Annotated in this window: 18 protein-coding genes; 16 read left to right on the forward strand and 2 right to left on the reverse strand. The window is 67.2% G+C overall.

The annotated features are described in order from the left end of the window. Positions 1 to 11: 11 nt before the first annotated feature. The 9 genes from fliP (at position 12) to csrA (ending at position 7,946) form a co-directional block, all read left to right on the forward strand. Positions 12 to 1,001: a flagellar type III secretion system pore protein FliP gene (gene fliP / locus R2733_26370; GenBank protein MEZ5380048.1), complete on the forward strand. Its 990-nt coding sequence runs from the start codon at positions 12 to 14 to the stop codon at positions 999 to 1,001. 1 nt (position 1,002) lies between these two features. Then, positions 1,003 to 1,269 carry a flagellar biosynthesis protein FliQ gene (gene fliQ / locus R2733_26375; protein MEZ5380049.1) on the forward strand — a complete coding sequence of 89 codons (267 nt, stop codon included), beginning with the start codon at positions 1,003 to 1,005 and terminating at the stop codon, positions 1,267 to 1,269. A gap of 6 nt (positions 1,270 to 1,275) precedes the next feature. Continuing rightward, the gene (locus R2733_26380) at positions 1,276 to 2,046 is read left to right on the forward strand and encodes a flagellar biosynthetic protein FliR (GenBank protein MEZ5380050.1); all 771 of its coding nucleotides are present in this window, start codon (positions 1,276 to 1,278) and stop codon (positions 2,044 to 2,046) included. Between the two features lie 3 nt (positions 2,047 to 2,049). Further along, on the forward strand, positions 2,050 to 3,204 hold the full coding sequence (locus R2733_26385; protein ID MEZ5380051.1) for an EscU/YscU/HrcU family type III secretion system export apparatus switch protein: 1,155 nt from the start codon (positions 2,050 to 2,052) through the stop codon (positions 3,202 to 3,204). Between the two features lie 184 nt (positions 3,205 to 3,388). Further along, complete coding sequence (gene flhA, locus R2733_26390) at positions 3,389 to 5,458, forward strand: flagellar biosynthesis protein FlhA (protein ID MEZ5380052.1); 2,070 nt, start codon at positions 3,389 to 3,391, stop codon at positions 5,456 to 5,458. Beyond that, positions 5,427 to 6,851, forward strand: coding sequence for a hypothetical protein (locus tag R2733_26395; protein ID MEZ5380053.1), 1,425 nt, complete (start codon positions 5,427 to 5,429; stop codon positions 6,849 to 6,851). The genes flhA and R2733_26395 overlap by 32 nt, the downstream gene beginning before the upstream one ends. 7 nt (positions 6,852 to 6,858) lie before the next feature. Next, positions 6,859 to 7,254: a hypothetical protein gene (locus R2733_26400; GenBank protein ID MEZ5380054.1), complete on the forward strand. Its 396-nt coding sequence runs from the start codon at positions 6,859 to 6,861 to the stop codon at positions 7,252 to 7,254. A gap of 26 nt (positions 7,255 to 7,280) precedes the next feature. Next, entirely contained in the window at positions 7,281 to 7,712 is a 432-nt protein-coding gene (locus R2733_26405; GenBank protein MEZ5380055.1) for a flagellar assembly protein FliW, read from the forward strand. Beyond that, a complete protein-coding gene (csrA, locus tag R2733_26410; protein MEZ5380056.1) occupies positions 7,713 to 7,946 on the forward strand; it encodes a carbon storage regulator CsrA in 234 nt (77 codons plus the stop codon). Between the two features lie 39 nt (positions 7,947 to 7,985). Here the strand turns inward: csrA and R2733_26415 are convergent, their stop codons facing one another. Beyond that, positions 7,986 to 8,402 (reverse strand): S26 family signal peptidase, encoded by a 417-nt coding sequence (locus tag R2733_26415; GenBank protein ID MEZ5380057.1) that lies wholly within the window; start codon positions 8,400 to 8,402, stop codon positions 7,986 to 7,988. Then, positions 8,384 to 8,839, reverse strand: coding sequence for a superoxide dismutase, Ni (gene sodN, locus R2733_26420; GenBank protein MEZ5380058.1), 456 nt, complete (start codon positions 8,837 to 8,839; stop codon positions 8,384 to 8,386). Before sodN ends, R2733_26415 begins: the two co-directional genes overlap by 19 nt. 94 nt (positions 8,840 to 8,933) lie before the next feature. Between sodN and R2733_26425 the strand changes: the two genes are divergently transcribed. The 7 genes from R2733_26425 to paaC all read left to right on the forward strand — a co-directional run bounded on the left by R2733_26425 (position 8,934) and on the right by paaC (position 13,829). Beyond that, positions 8,934 to 9,395, forward strand: a complete 462-nt coding sequence (locus tag R2733_26425; protein ID MEZ5380059.1) for a hotdog fold thioesterase — start codon at positions 8,934 to 8,936, stop codon at positions 9,393 to 9,395. Positions 9,396 to 9,405: 10 nt separating this feature from the next. Beyond that, positions 9,406 to 9,945 (forward strand): MarR family transcriptional regulator, encoded by a 540-nt coding sequence (locus R2733_26430; protein MEZ5380060.1) that lies wholly within the window; start codon positions 9,406 to 9,408, stop codon positions 9,943 to 9,945. 70 nt (positions 9,946 to 10,015) lie between these two features. Beyond that, complete coding sequence (locus R2733_26435; GenBank protein ID MEZ5380061.1) at positions 10,016 to 11,308, forward strand: phenylacetate--CoA ligase; 1,293 nt, start codon at positions 10,016 to 10,018, stop codon at positions 11,306 to 11,308. 40 nt (positions 11,309 to 11,348) lie between these two features. Beyond that, the gene (paaA, locus tag R2733_26440) at positions 11,349 to 12,266 is read left to right on the forward strand and encodes a 1,2-phenylacetyl-CoA epoxidase subunit PaaA (GenBank protein MEZ5380062.1); all 918 of its coding nucleotides are present in this window, start codon (positions 11,349 to 11,351) and stop codon (positions 12,264 to 12,266) included. Continuing rightward, complete coding sequence (locus R2733_26445) at positions 12,263 to 12,793, forward strand: iron-sulfur cluster assembly protein (GenBank protein ID MEZ5380063.1); 531 nt, start codon at positions 12,263 to 12,265, stop codon at positions 12,791 to 12,793. The genes paaA and R2733_26445 overlap by 4 nt, the downstream gene beginning before the upstream one ends. Continuing rightward, positions 12,790 to 13,074 (forward strand): hypothetical protein, encoded by a 285-nt coding sequence (locus R2733_26450; GenBank protein MEZ5380064.1) that lies wholly within the window; start codon positions 12,790 to 12,792, stop codon positions 13,072 to 13,074. The genes R2733_26445 and R2733_26450 overlap by 4 nt, the downstream gene beginning before the upstream one ends. After that, the gene (gene paaC, locus R2733_26455) at positions 13,071 to 13,829 is read left to right on the forward strand and encodes a 1,2-phenylacetyl-CoA epoxidase subunit PaaC (protein ID MEZ5380065.1); all 759 of its coding nucleotides are present in this window, start codon (positions 13,071 to 13,073) and stop codon (positions 13,827 to 13,829) included. Before R2733_26450 ends, paaC begins: the two co-directional genes overlap by 4 nt. Positions 13,830 to 13,882 lie beyond the last annotated feature (53 nt).

Consider the following 13,882-nt stretch of genomic DNA (forward strand, 5'->3'; position numbering starts at 1 on the left):
CGAAGGGCCCGATGTCACCTCACTCGAGTGTCGACCGTGTCGACCTCCGCTTTCCAAAACCTCGCACCGGTGTGGTTCCTCGCGCCGCACGACGGCTGCTGCTGCTCCTGCGCGTCATCGCGGCCGGGCTGGCCATCGTGCTCGGCACGCTCGTCGTGTTCGGCGCGTCGCCGGCCGATGCCCAGGTCGTCACCCCGCCGATCACCGCCCCGGATCTCCCCACCCCGCAGGCCGAACGCACCGCCGAGGACACCGGACTCGGTGGCCTCCTCGATGACGGACTCTCCGGCAACGACGCCACTACCGACTCCACCGAGGACACGAGCAGCTCCAGCGATCTCGTGACGGTGACCGTGGGCGACGCCAACGCGGCTCCCAGCCAGTCGCTCATCCTCATCATCGGTCTCGGCATCCTGTCGCTGGCGCCGTCGCTCGTCATCATGCTGTCGAGCTTCACCCGGATCGTGATCGTGCTGTCGATGACCCGCAACGCGCTCGGCCTCCAGGGGGTGCCACCGAACCAGGTGATCACCGGGCTCGCCCTGTTCCTGAGCCTGTTCGTGATGGGGCCGACACTCGACCGCGTCAACAATGACGCCTTCCAACCGTTCATGGACGGCCAGATCCAACAGGGCGAGGCGCTCGACCGGGCGCAGGGTCCGATCCGCGAGTTCATGCTCGCCCAACAACCGACCGACGAGCTGACCATGATCCTCGACGCCCGGGGCGTGGATCAGCCCGAAACACCCGACGACATCTCGATGTCGTCGCTCATCCCTGCCTTCCTGCTCCACGAGCTCAAGGCGGCGTTCATCATCGGCATGGTCATCTTCATCCCGTTCGTGATCATCGACCTGATCGTCTCGGCGACGCTGATGTCCCTCGGCATGATGATGCTGCCACCGGTGTTCGTCTCGCTGCCGTTCAAACTGATGCTGTTCATCATGGTCGGCGGCTGGTCGCTGGTCGTCCAGACCCTGCTCGAGAGCTTCAAGGTCTGACATGGACCAAGCCGCGCTCCTCCAGATGCTGACCGACGCCATGTGGGTCGCCGCCAAGGTGTCCATGCCGATTCTGCTGACGTCGATCGTCGTCGGCGTCCTCGTGGGTCTCGTCCAGTCGATCACGCAGATCCAGGAGCAGACCCTCACCTTCGTTCCGAAGTTCCTCGCGGTCGGCGTCGTGTTGATCGTGTCGGGGTCGTGGATGATGCAGATGCTCGTCGACTTCACCCGGGAGCTGATCGCCCGCATCCCGAGCTACCTCTAGGGCGTCGTGGACTTCTCGTTCGAACCCGGGGTCCTGGTGGCCTTCGTGATGATCACCACCCGACTGGTGACCGTGTTCATCGTCGCTCCCCCATTCGCCGGAGCGCTGATGCCGAACCGGATGCGGATCGCCATTGCCGTCGCCCTGGGCTTTGCCATCGCTCCGGGCTCTGCGACCACCGCCGCCGGGGTCCTGCCCACCGATGTGCTCGGCCTGGTAGGCGCGGTGCTGTTCCAGGTGATCTGCGGCATCCTCCTCGGACTCACCATCCAGCTGCTCTTTGCCGCCGTGTCGAGCGCCGGTTCGATGATCGATATGGCGGCCGGCCTGTCGTCGGCCGCGCTGTACGACCCGACTACCCAGAGCCAGGCCGCCCCCGTCGGGCGGCTCTATCAGATGATCGGGATCACGATCCTGTTCGCCGTCAACGGGCACCTGCTGCTGATCAAGGGCGTGATCCGCAGCTACGAAGCGGCGCCCCTCACCGGCCTCCAGCTCGGCGAACTCGAACAGATGGTCACCGAAGGTGCCGGCCTGTTCTTCCTGGCCGCCGTCGAGATCGCGTTCCCGATCATGCTCACGATGGCCCTCACCGAGATCGTGCTCGGCATCGCGTCCCGGGCTGCACCCAAACTCAACGTGCTGGTGATCGGCTTCGCGCTGAAGTCGCTCATCCTCCTCCTGATCCTCTCGCTCACGCTTCCTTTGGTGCTCAACGGCTCCCAGACCCTGTTCGAGCAGGGTCTGCGCTGGGGCAGCCAACTCATCGGGGGCTGATCGATGGCGGGAGCAGGCGGCGAGAAGACCGAGAAACCGACACCGAAACGGCTGCGGGAAGCCCGCAAGAAGGGTCAGATCCCGAAGTCGGTCGACCTCATCCAGTGGCTGGTCCTGCTGATGTCGACCTGGTTCATCCCCCCGCTGATTCGCAACCTCGGGATCTCGATGCGAGCCGAGACCACCACACTCATGCACGCGGCCGCCACGGGTGAGATGGGGCTCGTCACCGAGCGCCTCGACGACATTCTCTGGTTGATGACCCGGTCCCTCCTGCCGTTGTTCGGGCTGGTCTGTCTCACGATCGTCGTCGGGCTCGGGCTCCAGGGCGGTGTGGTCCTCAGCACCGAGGGCATCAAGCCCAAGCCCGAGCGGATCTCGCCCAAAGCGGGCTTCAAACGACTGTTCTCGAGCGAGCCGCTCGTCGACACCGTGAAGTCGATCGTGCGCCTCCTCGTCTTGGCCGTGCTGTCGGCCACCGTGCTGCGGTCGATTCTCGAGGAGCACCTCCTGCCGATTCCCGTCGCTCTCGATGCCGCGGCGCTCCGTCTCGGTGACCAGATGCTGTCACTCGTGCGCATGGTTGCCTTCGCCGGATTGCTCGTCGGTGGCGGCGACTACGCCTACCAGCGGTGGAAGATCGGCAAGCAGCTGAAGATGTCGAAGGAAGAGATCAAACAGGAGTACAAGCAAGCCGAAGGCGACCCGCAGATGAAGGGCCGGCGACGTCAGGCCCACGCCAAGCTCACCCGGAACCAGATGCTGGCCGCGGTCGACGACGCCTCGGCAGTCGTGGTGAACCCGACCCACGTGGCCGTCGCCATCAAGTATCAGGAAGGCACCGGCGCACCACGAGTGGTGGCCAAGGGCGGCGACGAGCTCGCCATGCGCATCCGTGAGCGCGCCAAGGCCAAGGGCGTGCCGATCGTCGAGGCCCGCCCGCTCGCCCGGATCCTCCACGACCGGGTCGAGGTCGGCGAGACCATCCCGAACGAACTGTTCCGAGCCATCGCGATCGTGCTGGCGTTCGTCATGCGCAACCCCAACACCTCGTTCTCCGACACGATCCGCCGAGTGAAGATCCCGGCCTCGGCGATGCGCATGCCCGACGAAGACCCAGTCGAGGCCCAGAAGCGCCGACGACGCCGAGCCGCCTGAGCCGGTGAACCCTCACAACCTCCGGGGTAGCGCGCGCTGAGCGCAACGCAGGTCCGGAGGTTGCGAGGTGGTGTGCTGAGAAATCCTCGCCGGCGGGCTCATACCGGCGAGCGAGCGGTCGACGCTGCGCGTTGACATTGATGTCAACCAGGACCGCCATGGACGGCCGGCCCACGGGTTGTTCGTGAAATCTCGCAGTTCCGGCGGTGCATTCCTCTCCGCCATGATGATGGGCGTTGTTGCGCTGATGGTGATCCCGCTCCCGGGATTCATCCTCGACATGCTCATCTCGGTCAACATCGCCATCGGCGTCATGCTCCTGCTGGCCACGATGCTGACCTCGAAGGCGCTCGAACTGAGTGCCTTCCCCTCGTTGCTGCTGATGGCGACCCTGTTCCGGCTGGCGCTCAATGTCTCGTCGACCCGTCTGATCCTGACCACCGGTGAAGCCGGCGGAGTCATCACCGCCTTCGGCACCTTCGTGGTTGGCGGATCGGTCGTCGTCGGCCTCGTGGTCTTCATGATCCTCGTGGTCATCCAGTTCGTCGTGATCACCAACGGTGCGTCCCGCGTGGCCGAGGTGGGTGCCCGCTTCACGCTCGACGCCATGCCCGGCAAGCAGATGGCGATCGATGCCGACCTCGGCGCCGGTGTCATCGACGAGGAGACCGCCCGCAAGCGACGCAGCGAGATCACGTCCGAGGCCGACTTCTACGGCGCGATGGACGGTGCGTCGAAGTTCGTCAAGGGCGACGCCGTCGCCGGCGTGCTGATCACGCTCATCAACCTCATCGGCGGCCTCGTCATCGGCGTCGTGCAGATGGGGATGCCATTCGGCGACGCCGTCAAGAACTACTCGGCGCTGACCGTCGGCGACGGGCTCGTCTCCCAGATCCCGGCACTGTTGATCTCGATCGCCTCCGGCATCATCGTCACCCGGGCCTCGAACGACCAGGACCTCGGCTCCGACATCGGTTCGCAATTCCGCGGGCAGGCCACGGCATTCTTCTACGCCGGCATCGCCATCGTCGCCCTCGGCCTTGCGCCGGGACTCCCCAAGATCCCCTTCTTCGCCACGGGCGGTGCGCTCATTGCGCTCAGCCGACGCTTCGAGTCCGACGCCGAGACCGCAGCGCTGGCGGCTGGCGGCACAACCGCCGCCGTCGAGGAGGAGACACCGAACGAGGACGATCCTCGACAGATCGCCATGGACATCCGGCCCGAACCACTCGGTCTGGAGCTTGCGGTCGACATGGTCGACCTCGTCGACCCGACCATGGGCGGCGATCTCCTCGACCGGGTGCGGGCTCTCCGGCGCAAGATCGCCATGGAAATGGGCCTGATCATCCCGCCGGTGCGCACCCGCGACAACATCGACCTCGGCTCGGGCGACTACCTCATCACCATGCACGGCGTGGAGCTCGCTCGTGGCAACGCCCCGCCGGGCCATGTGCTGGTCATCGCCGACCAGCTCGACCGATTGCCCGGGATCGAGACCACCGAACCCGTCTTCGGTCTGCCGGCGAAGTGGATCCGGTCGGAACAGCGAGCCCTCGCCGACGCGATCGACGGCACCGTGGTCGACCGGCCGTCGGTCATCGCCACCCACCTGGCCGAGATCGTCCGCCAGCACGCAGCCAAGCTTCTCAGCCGCCAGGAAGTCAAGGACCTGGTCGATCTGGTCCGCCAGTCCGACCCAGCGGTCGTCGACGAGCTCGCTGCCAACGACCTCACGATCGCCGAAGTCCAGCGAGTCCTCCAGGATCTCCTCGACGAACGTGTCCCCATTCGCGACATCGTGCGCATTCTCGACGTGCTCGGCGAACGGGCCCGACTCACACGGAACCAGTTCGATCTCTCCGAGGCCGTCCGCACCGCGCTCGGCTCGTCGATCTCGGCGAGCAGCGCCACTCCGCAAGGCGTGCTCCCGGTCATCACCTTGGCCCCGCAGCTCGAGCAGGCCCTGCTCGGCAGCCTGCGTGAGGGCCCGAACGGCTACGAGTTCGTGCTGGCCCCAGACGAGATCGGACGGCTGGTCAACAACTTCCGCACGCAGATGCACGCCGCCGAACAGTCCGGGCTGATGCCCGTGATCCTCACCTCGAAACCCCTGCGTCGGCCCCTGCGTCGACTGCTCGCCCTGACCGACCTCGACCCGACCGTGCTGGCCATCGACGAACTCGGCAGCCATCTCCGCATCGAAACCCTGGGAACCGTGAACCATGACAACACAGCAGCGCTACACCGGGCCTGAGCTGAGCGCCCTCCTTCGCGAGGTGCGCGCCGAACTCGGCGATCAGGCCACCATCCACGAAGCCAACCGGATTCGCACCGGTGGCATCGGCGGGTTCTTCCGCAAGGAAGGGTTCGAGGTGCTGGCTTCACCTCCGGCCTCGGGGCGTCGCAGCGAGAGCTCCAGTGCCGGGTTTGTCGGCCGTCCGCGGACCAGTGGCGAGGGAGCGATCGCGATGGGCGCCGGCACCGGACACCTCGCGGTGAGCGAATCGCTCGAAGCCGACGAGGAACTGATCGCCAAGCTGACCGCGGCCATGGCGTCCGAGCAGGCCTGGATCGACGCCATCGGGGCGAGCGCCACGCTTCCTCCCCCGGTGATCGAGAAGCGGCCGGTGCGCCGGTTCGGACCCGAGGACCTTGCTCCCATCAGCGACGAACTCGATCGCATCGCACCGGCCACGACCCTGCTCGACGACCCACAGCCACAAGTGGGCTGGAGCCCCGAGGCTGCGACCCCTGGCCAGGCCCTCCTCGAGCGAGCCGACGCCGTCTCGGCACACGAGCGTGTCGGTCAACTGTTGGAAGGTGCACGCGGCTTGATCGATGACGCGACGATCAGCGACCGCACTCGCACCTTCCACCGTGCGGCGCAACCGCTTGCCGCCGAACGGCCGAAGCCGACGACCTCGACACTGCCGGTCACCCAGCCGATTGCTCCGACGGTCAACCCGCCGGCTGCAGCGAATGCCAGCGAGTCGGCGACACCGCCGAAACGATCAACCGCCATGGTCAGCGAGACTGCCGCTACCGACACCACGGACGACGCCACCGATTTCTGGGCCGACCTCGCCCGCCTCGAGACCATGCTTCCGATCCGCCCGACGACCCAGGCCAGCGTGCAACTGCTGGTCGGTCCGCTCGACCTCGCCCTCCCGCTCGCGACCCGCTTTGCGAGCGACGCATCGATCGAACTGTCGGTCTTCACCGAAGAGGTCGAACTCCCCGGACTCGAGGAGCACCAGCTGGCCGACAGCAGCCACGATCTCCATCGACGGTTGCTCGATCGCGCCGACACCGACGCTCGGGCCATCGGTGTCATCGAGGCCGACGACGCCCGCCGCTCGCCGGGTGCCTCATTGGACACCATGCTGACGCCACGACTGCTCGCCATGATCGATCGGGTGTGCGATGCGGGCGCGGTACACCTCGTGCGACTCACCCTGCGCTCGTTGGGTCCCATCGACGAACTGCAGCAGCTGCTCGGCTCCTTCGCCGTTCCGTGCGCCATCGATCTCGGGACGGCACCGAGCGCGGCCGACCTCGACGCCGCCCTCGATGCCCAGCTCCCGATCATCTCGGTGGCCGGACGCCAGCTCACGCCGTCGCTCGCCATGGCGCTGAAGCAGCGCTGAGTCGACCATGGCTGCCGACTCGTCCTCCGGACTGCCCGACGGCGCCGCCGAAGGCGTCGTCTCGACCAATCTTCGCCAGCGCGCCACGGCGATCCAGGTCATCGGCGCGCCCGAGGTCGACCGGTCGGCGCAGCGCCAGCAACGCCTCGGAGCCTCGCTCCTCCTGGCGTTGGCGCTCGGCTGGGATTCCCTGATGGTCGCCGCTAACTCGACCGGCCCATTCCATCTGGCCATCGGCCGGTTCCTGCTGATCTTCGCCGTCACGGTCGGGACGATCCGCGCCCTCGGCAACATGTATGACCGGTACCTCGATGATGCCGACCTCCAGGACAAACTTGCCCGCGCCGCCCGCCACCGCGCCGACGCTTCGACAAACCTCGACACCGACCAACCCGCAACCTGAGCTGACGAAGGACTAGGGTCACAGCGATGCAGATCTCCTCCACCCGATTCGGCGACTTCGAGGTCCCCGACGACCGGGCCATCTCGATTCCCGACGGTCTCCTCGGTCTTCCCGACTCCACGAACTACGTCGTGGTCGAGATCGACGACGAATCGCCGTACTTCTGGGTACAGAGCGCCGACCAGGCCGAGCTGGCGTTCCTTGCCACCACGCCGTGGCTGTTCTACCCCGACTACGAGTTCGAGATCGATGATGCCGTCCAGGCCGAGCTCGAGGTCGAGACCATCGAAGACGTCCAGGTCGTCGTACTGCTCACCGTCCACCGTGACGGCGACGACGTCACTGCCCTCACCGCCAACCTGCTCGGTCCGATCGTGGTGAACACCGAGTCGCGGATCGGCAAGCAGCTCGTGCTGGACTCGTCCCCCTATTCCACCCAGGAAGCGCTGGTCTCGTAGATGCTCGTCCTCAGCCGTCGCCAGAACCAGTCCATCGTCATCGGGTCCAACATCGTCGTACGCGTCATCGAGATCCGCGGCGACCACGTCCGTCTCGGTATCGAGGCCCCCCGGTCCATCACGGTGCACCGCGAAGAGGTGGCGCGCGAAATCGCCGCTGCCAACCTGGCGGCGGCCGCGAACACGGGCGCCGTCGACTTCGGCAAGCTGCCACTGCCCAAGCCTCGCAGCTGACGTTCCCGCCCCTGGTCCGCCCTCGCGGGATCGGACCGATCAGGTGGTGTGCGCTCGAAGCCGACCCAGGGTGTTGAGGCACACGGTGGCGATGCCGAGCATCGAGTCGGGATCGATCGGCCCGAAGCTACGAGAGTCGGTGCCGACATCGGCGTTGTCGCTCCTCACCACGAGCTGACCCGAGGGCAGGACCGAATCGAGCCGCTTCACGAGCACCGTGTCGCGCACCGGATCCGGGTGGGCGACCACCACGATGTCGCCGTACGATGGTCGGCCGGCAACGATCAGGAGATGGTCGCCGTCGCTCAGCGTCGGCTCCATCGAACGGCCCGTGACGCGAACTCGCCGCCGGTTCCCTCGGGCCCAGGCCACGAGTTCACCGACGGCGAAGACGGATCCCATTCGGACCGAGCGGGAGGTGACCGCTCGAACGATGATCAGGAGGCGGTGTACCACGGGACCTCGCGTCCCTTGCTCTCCCAGAACATGTTGTGGATGTTCTCGATCTGCTTCAGCAGCTCTTCGGCTGCCGCGACGTCGATGGTGGTCTTGCAGGTTGAGCACTGCTTCTCGACGTTCCAGAAGGTGGTGTGGAGGTCGGGGTAGGCCTCGAGGTGGTTCGGCTTGAAGTAGTCGGTCCACAGCACGGCGAGCTCGTGCTTGGCCAGCTCGGCCTGCTCTTCCTTGATGGCGATGTAGCGGGACTTGGTGTTCTCGGCGGCCAGGTCGCCACCGTCGCCGAGGTCGACGAGCTTCTTGGTCATGGACAGGACGGCTTCGGCCGCGATGCGGGCCGAAGCGGGGTCGTACACACCGCAAGGGCCATCGCAGTGAGCCTCGACGGTGAGAGCGGCAGATCGACGATCGAGGAGGTCGAGGAGGCGACTGAACATGGTGGATGCTCCTAAGGAGGTAGGCGGTGTTGTGGGCCGAGGCTAGCCGGTCCGGCTCGCGGACCGGAAGCCAAGGACAGACTAGGGTCTGCCCATGTCCGACGGTCGCGAAACGCCTGATGCCGACACCAGAGGCGATTCCGACCCGCACGCCCGCTCGGTGGTCGACGCCGCCCATTCGATGCTCGCCGCCGATGCCGCCGCGATGTCGTTGGGCATCACGATCGACGAGGTGTCGGTCGGCCACGCCGTCCTCACCATGACCGTCACCGCTGGCATGGTGAACGGGCTCGAGGTCTGCCACGGCGGCGTCATCTTCACGCTCGCCGACACGGCCATGGCCGTCGCCTCGAACGCCTGCGGCCGCCGCACCCTCGCATCGTCCGCCGCCATCGAGTTCCTGGCGCCGGCCCGCGTCGGCGACGTACTCACCGCCACCTGCGACGAGCGGATCAAGCCGGGCCGCAGTGCGCTCAACGACACCACGGTCGTGAATCACGAGGGCGTGACCATCGCCGAGTTCCGCGGCCGCACCGTCACCGTCGGCGACCGCTGACCTCGAGATCATGCCCACTCCCGACGACGCGGCGACCAACGCCACCGCCGAAACCTTCGAGGCAACGGCGCGAGCACGCGTGAGCGAGCTCGCCGACGACATCGATCTGGGCACCTTCGCCGCTGCCTTCAACCTGTTCCGGGCAGCGAGCCAACTCGTGCAGGACCTCGAGCCCCAGGTGCATCGACCCCTCGGGTTGTCGATCGCCGGGTTCAGGATTCTCTTCACCGTCTGGACGCTCGGTGAGCTGCAGCCTCGGCAGCTCGCCCGACTCGCCGGTGTTTCTCGAGCTGCAATCTCAGGGGCGCTCAAGACGCTCGAGCGAGACGGATTGGTCGAGCGCCACCGAGACGACCTCGACGGACGACTCGTCAACGTGCGCCTCACCCCGCTCGGAGCGACGACGGTCGAAACCGCCTACATCGAGCAGAACCGCCGCGAGCGACTGCTGTTCGAGTCGCTCGACCACGACGAGCTCGAGGCGCTCGCCTCGATGATTCGACGTGTGCTTGCCTCCCCCGTGATCGCCAACGACAACGCCGCGTCCTGACGGCACAACGGCGCGCCACCAGATCATTAAGGCCTTGACGATCTCGTCGACCGTCCCTAGGGTCTGTGACATGCGTAACATCGCCGCCGGGTTCCATCGGCCAGAGGTCGAGACGATGCCGCGAACCGAGCTGGAGGCCCTCCAGCTCGAACGTCTCCGGGCCACGATCACCCGGCTGCGGGACCATGTGCCGGTGATGGCCGAACGCCTCGACGGCATCGCCGACCCGACGTCACTCGACGACCTCGCCCACTTCCCGTTCCTCCGCAAGAGCGACTTGCGCGACCACTACCCGTTCGGGCTCTTCGCCTCACCCCGCTCCGAGCTCGCCCGTATCCACGCCAGCTCGGGCACCACCGGCAAGCCCACGGTCGTCGGCTACACGGCCGACGATCTCGACATCTGGCACGAGTGTGTCGCCCGGTGCCTGCGAGGCGCCGGTGTCGAGCCGGGATGGATGCTGCACAATGCTTACGGCTACGGGCTGTTCACCGGTGGGCTCGGCCTCCACGGAGGCGCCGAGGCTGCGGGCATCAACGTCGTGCCGGTGTCGGGCGGCAACACCGAGCGCCAGCTCATGCTCATCGAGGACTTCGAGCCCGAGGCCATCTGCTGCACGCCGTCGTATGCGCTGACGCTCGCCGAACTGCTCGGTCCCGACGGTGGTCCGGCCTCCTCGATGCAGGTCGCCATCCTCGGGGCCGAGCCGTGGACCGAGAAGATGCGGGTGGCCATCGAGGCCGGCCTCGGACTCCGAGCGGTCAACATCTACGGGCTCTCCGAGGTCATCGGCCCCGGTGTGTCGTGCGAGACCGCCGACCGTGACGGACTCGTCATCATGGAAGACCACTTCCTGCCCGAGATCGTCGATCCGGACAGCGGCGAACGGCTCCCCGACGGCGAGGTCGGCGTGCTCGTGCTCACCAGCCTGACCAAGCAGGCGTTCCCGGTCCTGCGCTACTGGACGGGCGACCTGTGCTCGCTCACCCGCGAGCCCGCGCCCTGCGGCCGCACCCACGCCCGGATGTCGGCGATCGTCGGCCGAGCCGACGACATGCTGGTGATCCGAGGCGTCAACGTCTACCCGAGCCAGGTCGAGCACACACTCCTCGGCGTCGACGGGGTCAGTGCCCACTTCCAGCTCGTCGTCCGCCGCGAGGGCACACTCGATCAGCTCCACCTCCGGGTCGAATCGGCGTCGCCCCTCGGAGCCGACGACTCCGACCGCCTCGAGCGCACGATCGTCGAACGGTTGCGCTCGAGCCTCGGGCTCGGCGTCACCGTCGACGTCGAACCGGCGGGCTCGGTCCCCCGGTCCGAGGGCGGCAAGCTGTCCCGCACGCTCGACCTCCGAGATCTCTAGCGATTCCCTCCCCCACCACACCCCAACCAAAGGACCCCCGATGACCTCCTGGTCCGACATGGCCGAGTTCGAAGCCTTCGTCGCCGGCGGCGGCATGGTCGAAGCGACCGACGACATCCCTGCCCCCTACCGCGACGAGGTGTTCCGCTTCATCGAGTTCCACGCGAACTCCGAGCTCATGGGTGGGCTCACCGAACGTGACTGGATCCCGAAGGCTCCCGGCCTCCGACTCAAGCAGGTGTTCCTGGCCAAGACCCAGGACGAGATCGGCCACGCCCACCTGCTGTACATGGTCGCCGCCGACATGGGGGTGAAGACCCGCGACGAGATGATCGACCAGCTCTTCCGGGGCGAGTCCCGCTTCCACAACGTCTTCCACTACCAGGCCGTCACCTGGGCCGATCAGGTGGCGATCGCCTTCCTGGTCGACGCCGCTGCCTTCGCCAGCCAACGTGCGGTGTTCGCGGAGTGCAGCTACGGCCCCTACAAGCGCATCCTCAAGCGAATCGTTGCCGAGGAGGGCTTCCACATGCGTCACGGCGAGGAGATGTTGCTGCGCCTGGCCGAGGGCACGCCCATCCAACACACCATGTTCCAGGAGGCGCTCGAGCGCTGGTGGTGGCCGGCCGTGCAGCTCTTCGGCCCCGACTCCGCGCCCGACGATCCCCTGCTGCGTTGGAAGATCAAGTCGGAGCGCAACGAGACACTCCGCGACGCCTATGTCCAGAAGTACGTGCCACTGCTCCAGGGCTACGGCTTCGACATCCCCGACCCCGACCTTCGCTTCGACGAGGCGACCGGTCGCTGGATCATGGGCGAGATCGACTGGGAGCCGTTGAAGGCCACCATGCGCAACGGGGGGCCCGATTCTCGTCGCCGGATCGAGAACGCCGCCCGCCACTGGAACGACACTGCCTGGGTCCGCGAAGCGCTCGACCGCGTGGCGGTGCCGGCATGAGTCGTCGTGGAGGCATCCCGCCCCTCGTCGGTGGCCACGACATCGGTGCTGCCATCGAGCTGTCCCGCCGCATCGACGACGCCCTCGAAACGGTCGACGACCCGGAGTATCCGGGCGTGTCGATCGTGGCGCTCGGGATGTTCGAGTCGATGTCGGTGCAGCACGACGACACGACCGGCAAGCCTCATGTCACCATCTCGCTCGTTCCGACGTTCGCCGGCTGCCCGGCACTCGGGATGATCGCCGACGACGTGCGCCAGGCCGTTGCCGGTGCCGTCGATGCCGAGTCGGTGGCGGTCGAGTGGCGCAGCGATGTCGCCTGGAGCACCGACCGCATCAGCGCCGATGCCGAGCAGGCGCTCGCCCAGGAGTTCACGGTGGTGCTGCGAGGAGCCGACGGCACCCTGCGCTGCCCGGTCTGTGGGCACGACGCGGTGACCGATCAATCGATGGCCGGACCGACCCGCTGCCGAAGCGTGGCCTGGTGCCCTGACTGCCGCAACCCCGTGGAGGTGTTTCGAGCGTGAAGACCTACGAAGTTTTCATCAAGAAGACCGGCAAGGACGAGTTCCGCCACGCCGGTGCGCTTTCGGCTCCCGACCCGGACATGGCCCGCCTCTACGCCCGCGAGGCGTATGTACGCCGGGCCGAAGGCGCCGAGTTCTGGCTGGTCGATCGCAACGACCTCATCCTCGGGGACGAGACCTTCGTCGCCCCGAACGCCGACAAGCCCCACCGACACAACGACGGCGCCGAGGTGGCGGCCCGACGCAAGCGGATCCGAGCCGAGCAGGAGGCCGCTCGATGACCATCATCACCGACCCCGAGGTCGCCGAGTTCGTGCTGGCCTTCGCCGACGACGAGCACATGGTGGGCGCCCGCCACGCCGAATGGATCGGCACGGCACCCTTCCTCGAAGAAGACCTCGCCTTCTGCTCGATCGCCCAGGACGAGCTCGGTCACGCCCTCGGGTTGTACGCGTTGCTGACCGACGACATCGATCGCTTCGCCCTGCTGCGCGACCCCGCTGACTACCGCTCGTGCCACCTCGCCGAGCGAGATGCTGCCAGTTGGGACGACGCCCTGGTTCGCCACTGGCTCTACGACACCGCCGAGGCACTGCGGTGGGCCGCCCTCGAGTCGTCGTCGATTCCCGAACTGGCGGCGCTGGCTCGGCGCCCCCTGCGCGAGGAGGCCTTCCACACGACCCACGCAACGATGTTCCTCGAGCGGGTGGTGAACGCCGCCACCCGTCCGGCGATCGTCGCCGCCGTCGAACGTCTGCTCCCGGATGCGCTCGCCCTGTTCGAGCCGGTCGCCGGTGAACAACGAGCCCTCGAACTCGGCGTGGGCAGCCGGTCGTCGGGCGAGCTGGCAGACGAGTGGACCGCTTCGATCCAGGCAGCGCTGGCCGACCTCGGCCTGATCGTGGCCTGGCCGCCCGACAGCGCTGCGGCGTCGCACAGCGCGCAGGCCGGTCGAACGGTGCGGAGCGCAGGCTTCGCCGAGTTCCTCGACTCGCTACAAAGCGTCATCTCTCTCGACCCCGCCGCCGTCTGGTAGCAACCCCCGGCGCGCGTGGATCAGATCGCCGACGGCGGGACCGCGTGGTGCGC

It is taken from the genome of Acidimicrobiales bacterium (assembly GCA_041394265.1).
Lineage (GTDB): Bacteria > Actinomycetota > Acidimicrobiia > Acidimicrobiales > SZUA-35 > JBBQUN01.

Coding starts and splice junctions, on each gene's coding strand:
- fliP (MEZ5380048.1), top strand. CDS start 12: ATGTCACCTCACTCGAGTGTCGACCGTGTCGACCTCCGCTTTCCAAAA.
- fliQ (MEZ5380049.1), top strand. CDS start 1,003: ATGGACCAAGCCGCGCTCCTCCAGATGCTGACCGACGCCATGTGGGTC.
- R2733_26385 (MEZ5380051.1), top strand. CDS start 2,050: ATGGCGGGAGCAGGCGGCGAGAAGACCGAGAAACCGACACCGAAACGG.
- R2733_26395 (MEZ5380053.1), top strand. CDS start 5,427: ATGACAACACAGCAGCGCTACACCGGGCCTGAGCTGAGCGCCCTCCTT.
- R2733_26400 (MEZ5380054.1), top strand. CDS start 6,859: ATGGCTGCCGACTCGTCCTCCGGACTGCCCGACGGCGCCGCCGAAGGC.
- R2733_26405 (MEZ5380055.1), top strand. CDS start 7,281: ATGCAGATCTCCTCCACCCGATTCGGCGACTTCGAGGTCCCCGACGAC.
- csrA (MEZ5380056.1), top strand. CDS start 7,713: ATGCTCGTCCTCAGCCGTCGCCAGAACCAGTCCATCGTCATCGGGTCC.
- sodN (MEZ5380058.1), bottom strand. CDS start 8,839: ATGTTCAGTCGCCTCCTCGACCTCCTCGATCGTCGATCTGCCGCTCTC.
- R2733_26425 (MEZ5380059.1), top strand. CDS start 8,934: ATGTCCGACGGTCGCGAAACGCCTGATGCCGACACCAGAGGCGATTCC.
- R2733_26430 (MEZ5380060.1), top strand. CDS start 9,406: ATGCCCACTCCCGACGACGCGGCGACCAACGCCACCGCCGAAACCTTC.
- R2733_26435 (MEZ5380061.1), top strand. CDS start 10,016: ATGCGTAACATCGCCGCCGGGTTCCATCGGCCAGAGGTCGAGACGATG.
- paaA (MEZ5380062.1), top strand. CDS start 11,349: ATGACCTCCTGGTCCGACATGGCCGAGTTCGAAGCCTTCGTCGCCGGC.
- R2733_26445 (MEZ5380063.1), top strand. CDS start 12,263: ATGAGTCGTCGTGGAGGCATCCCGCCCCTCGTCGGTGGCCACGACATC.
- paaC (MEZ5380065.1), top strand. CDS start 13,071: ATGACCATCATCACCGACCCCGAGGTCGCCGAGTTCGTGCTGGCCTTC.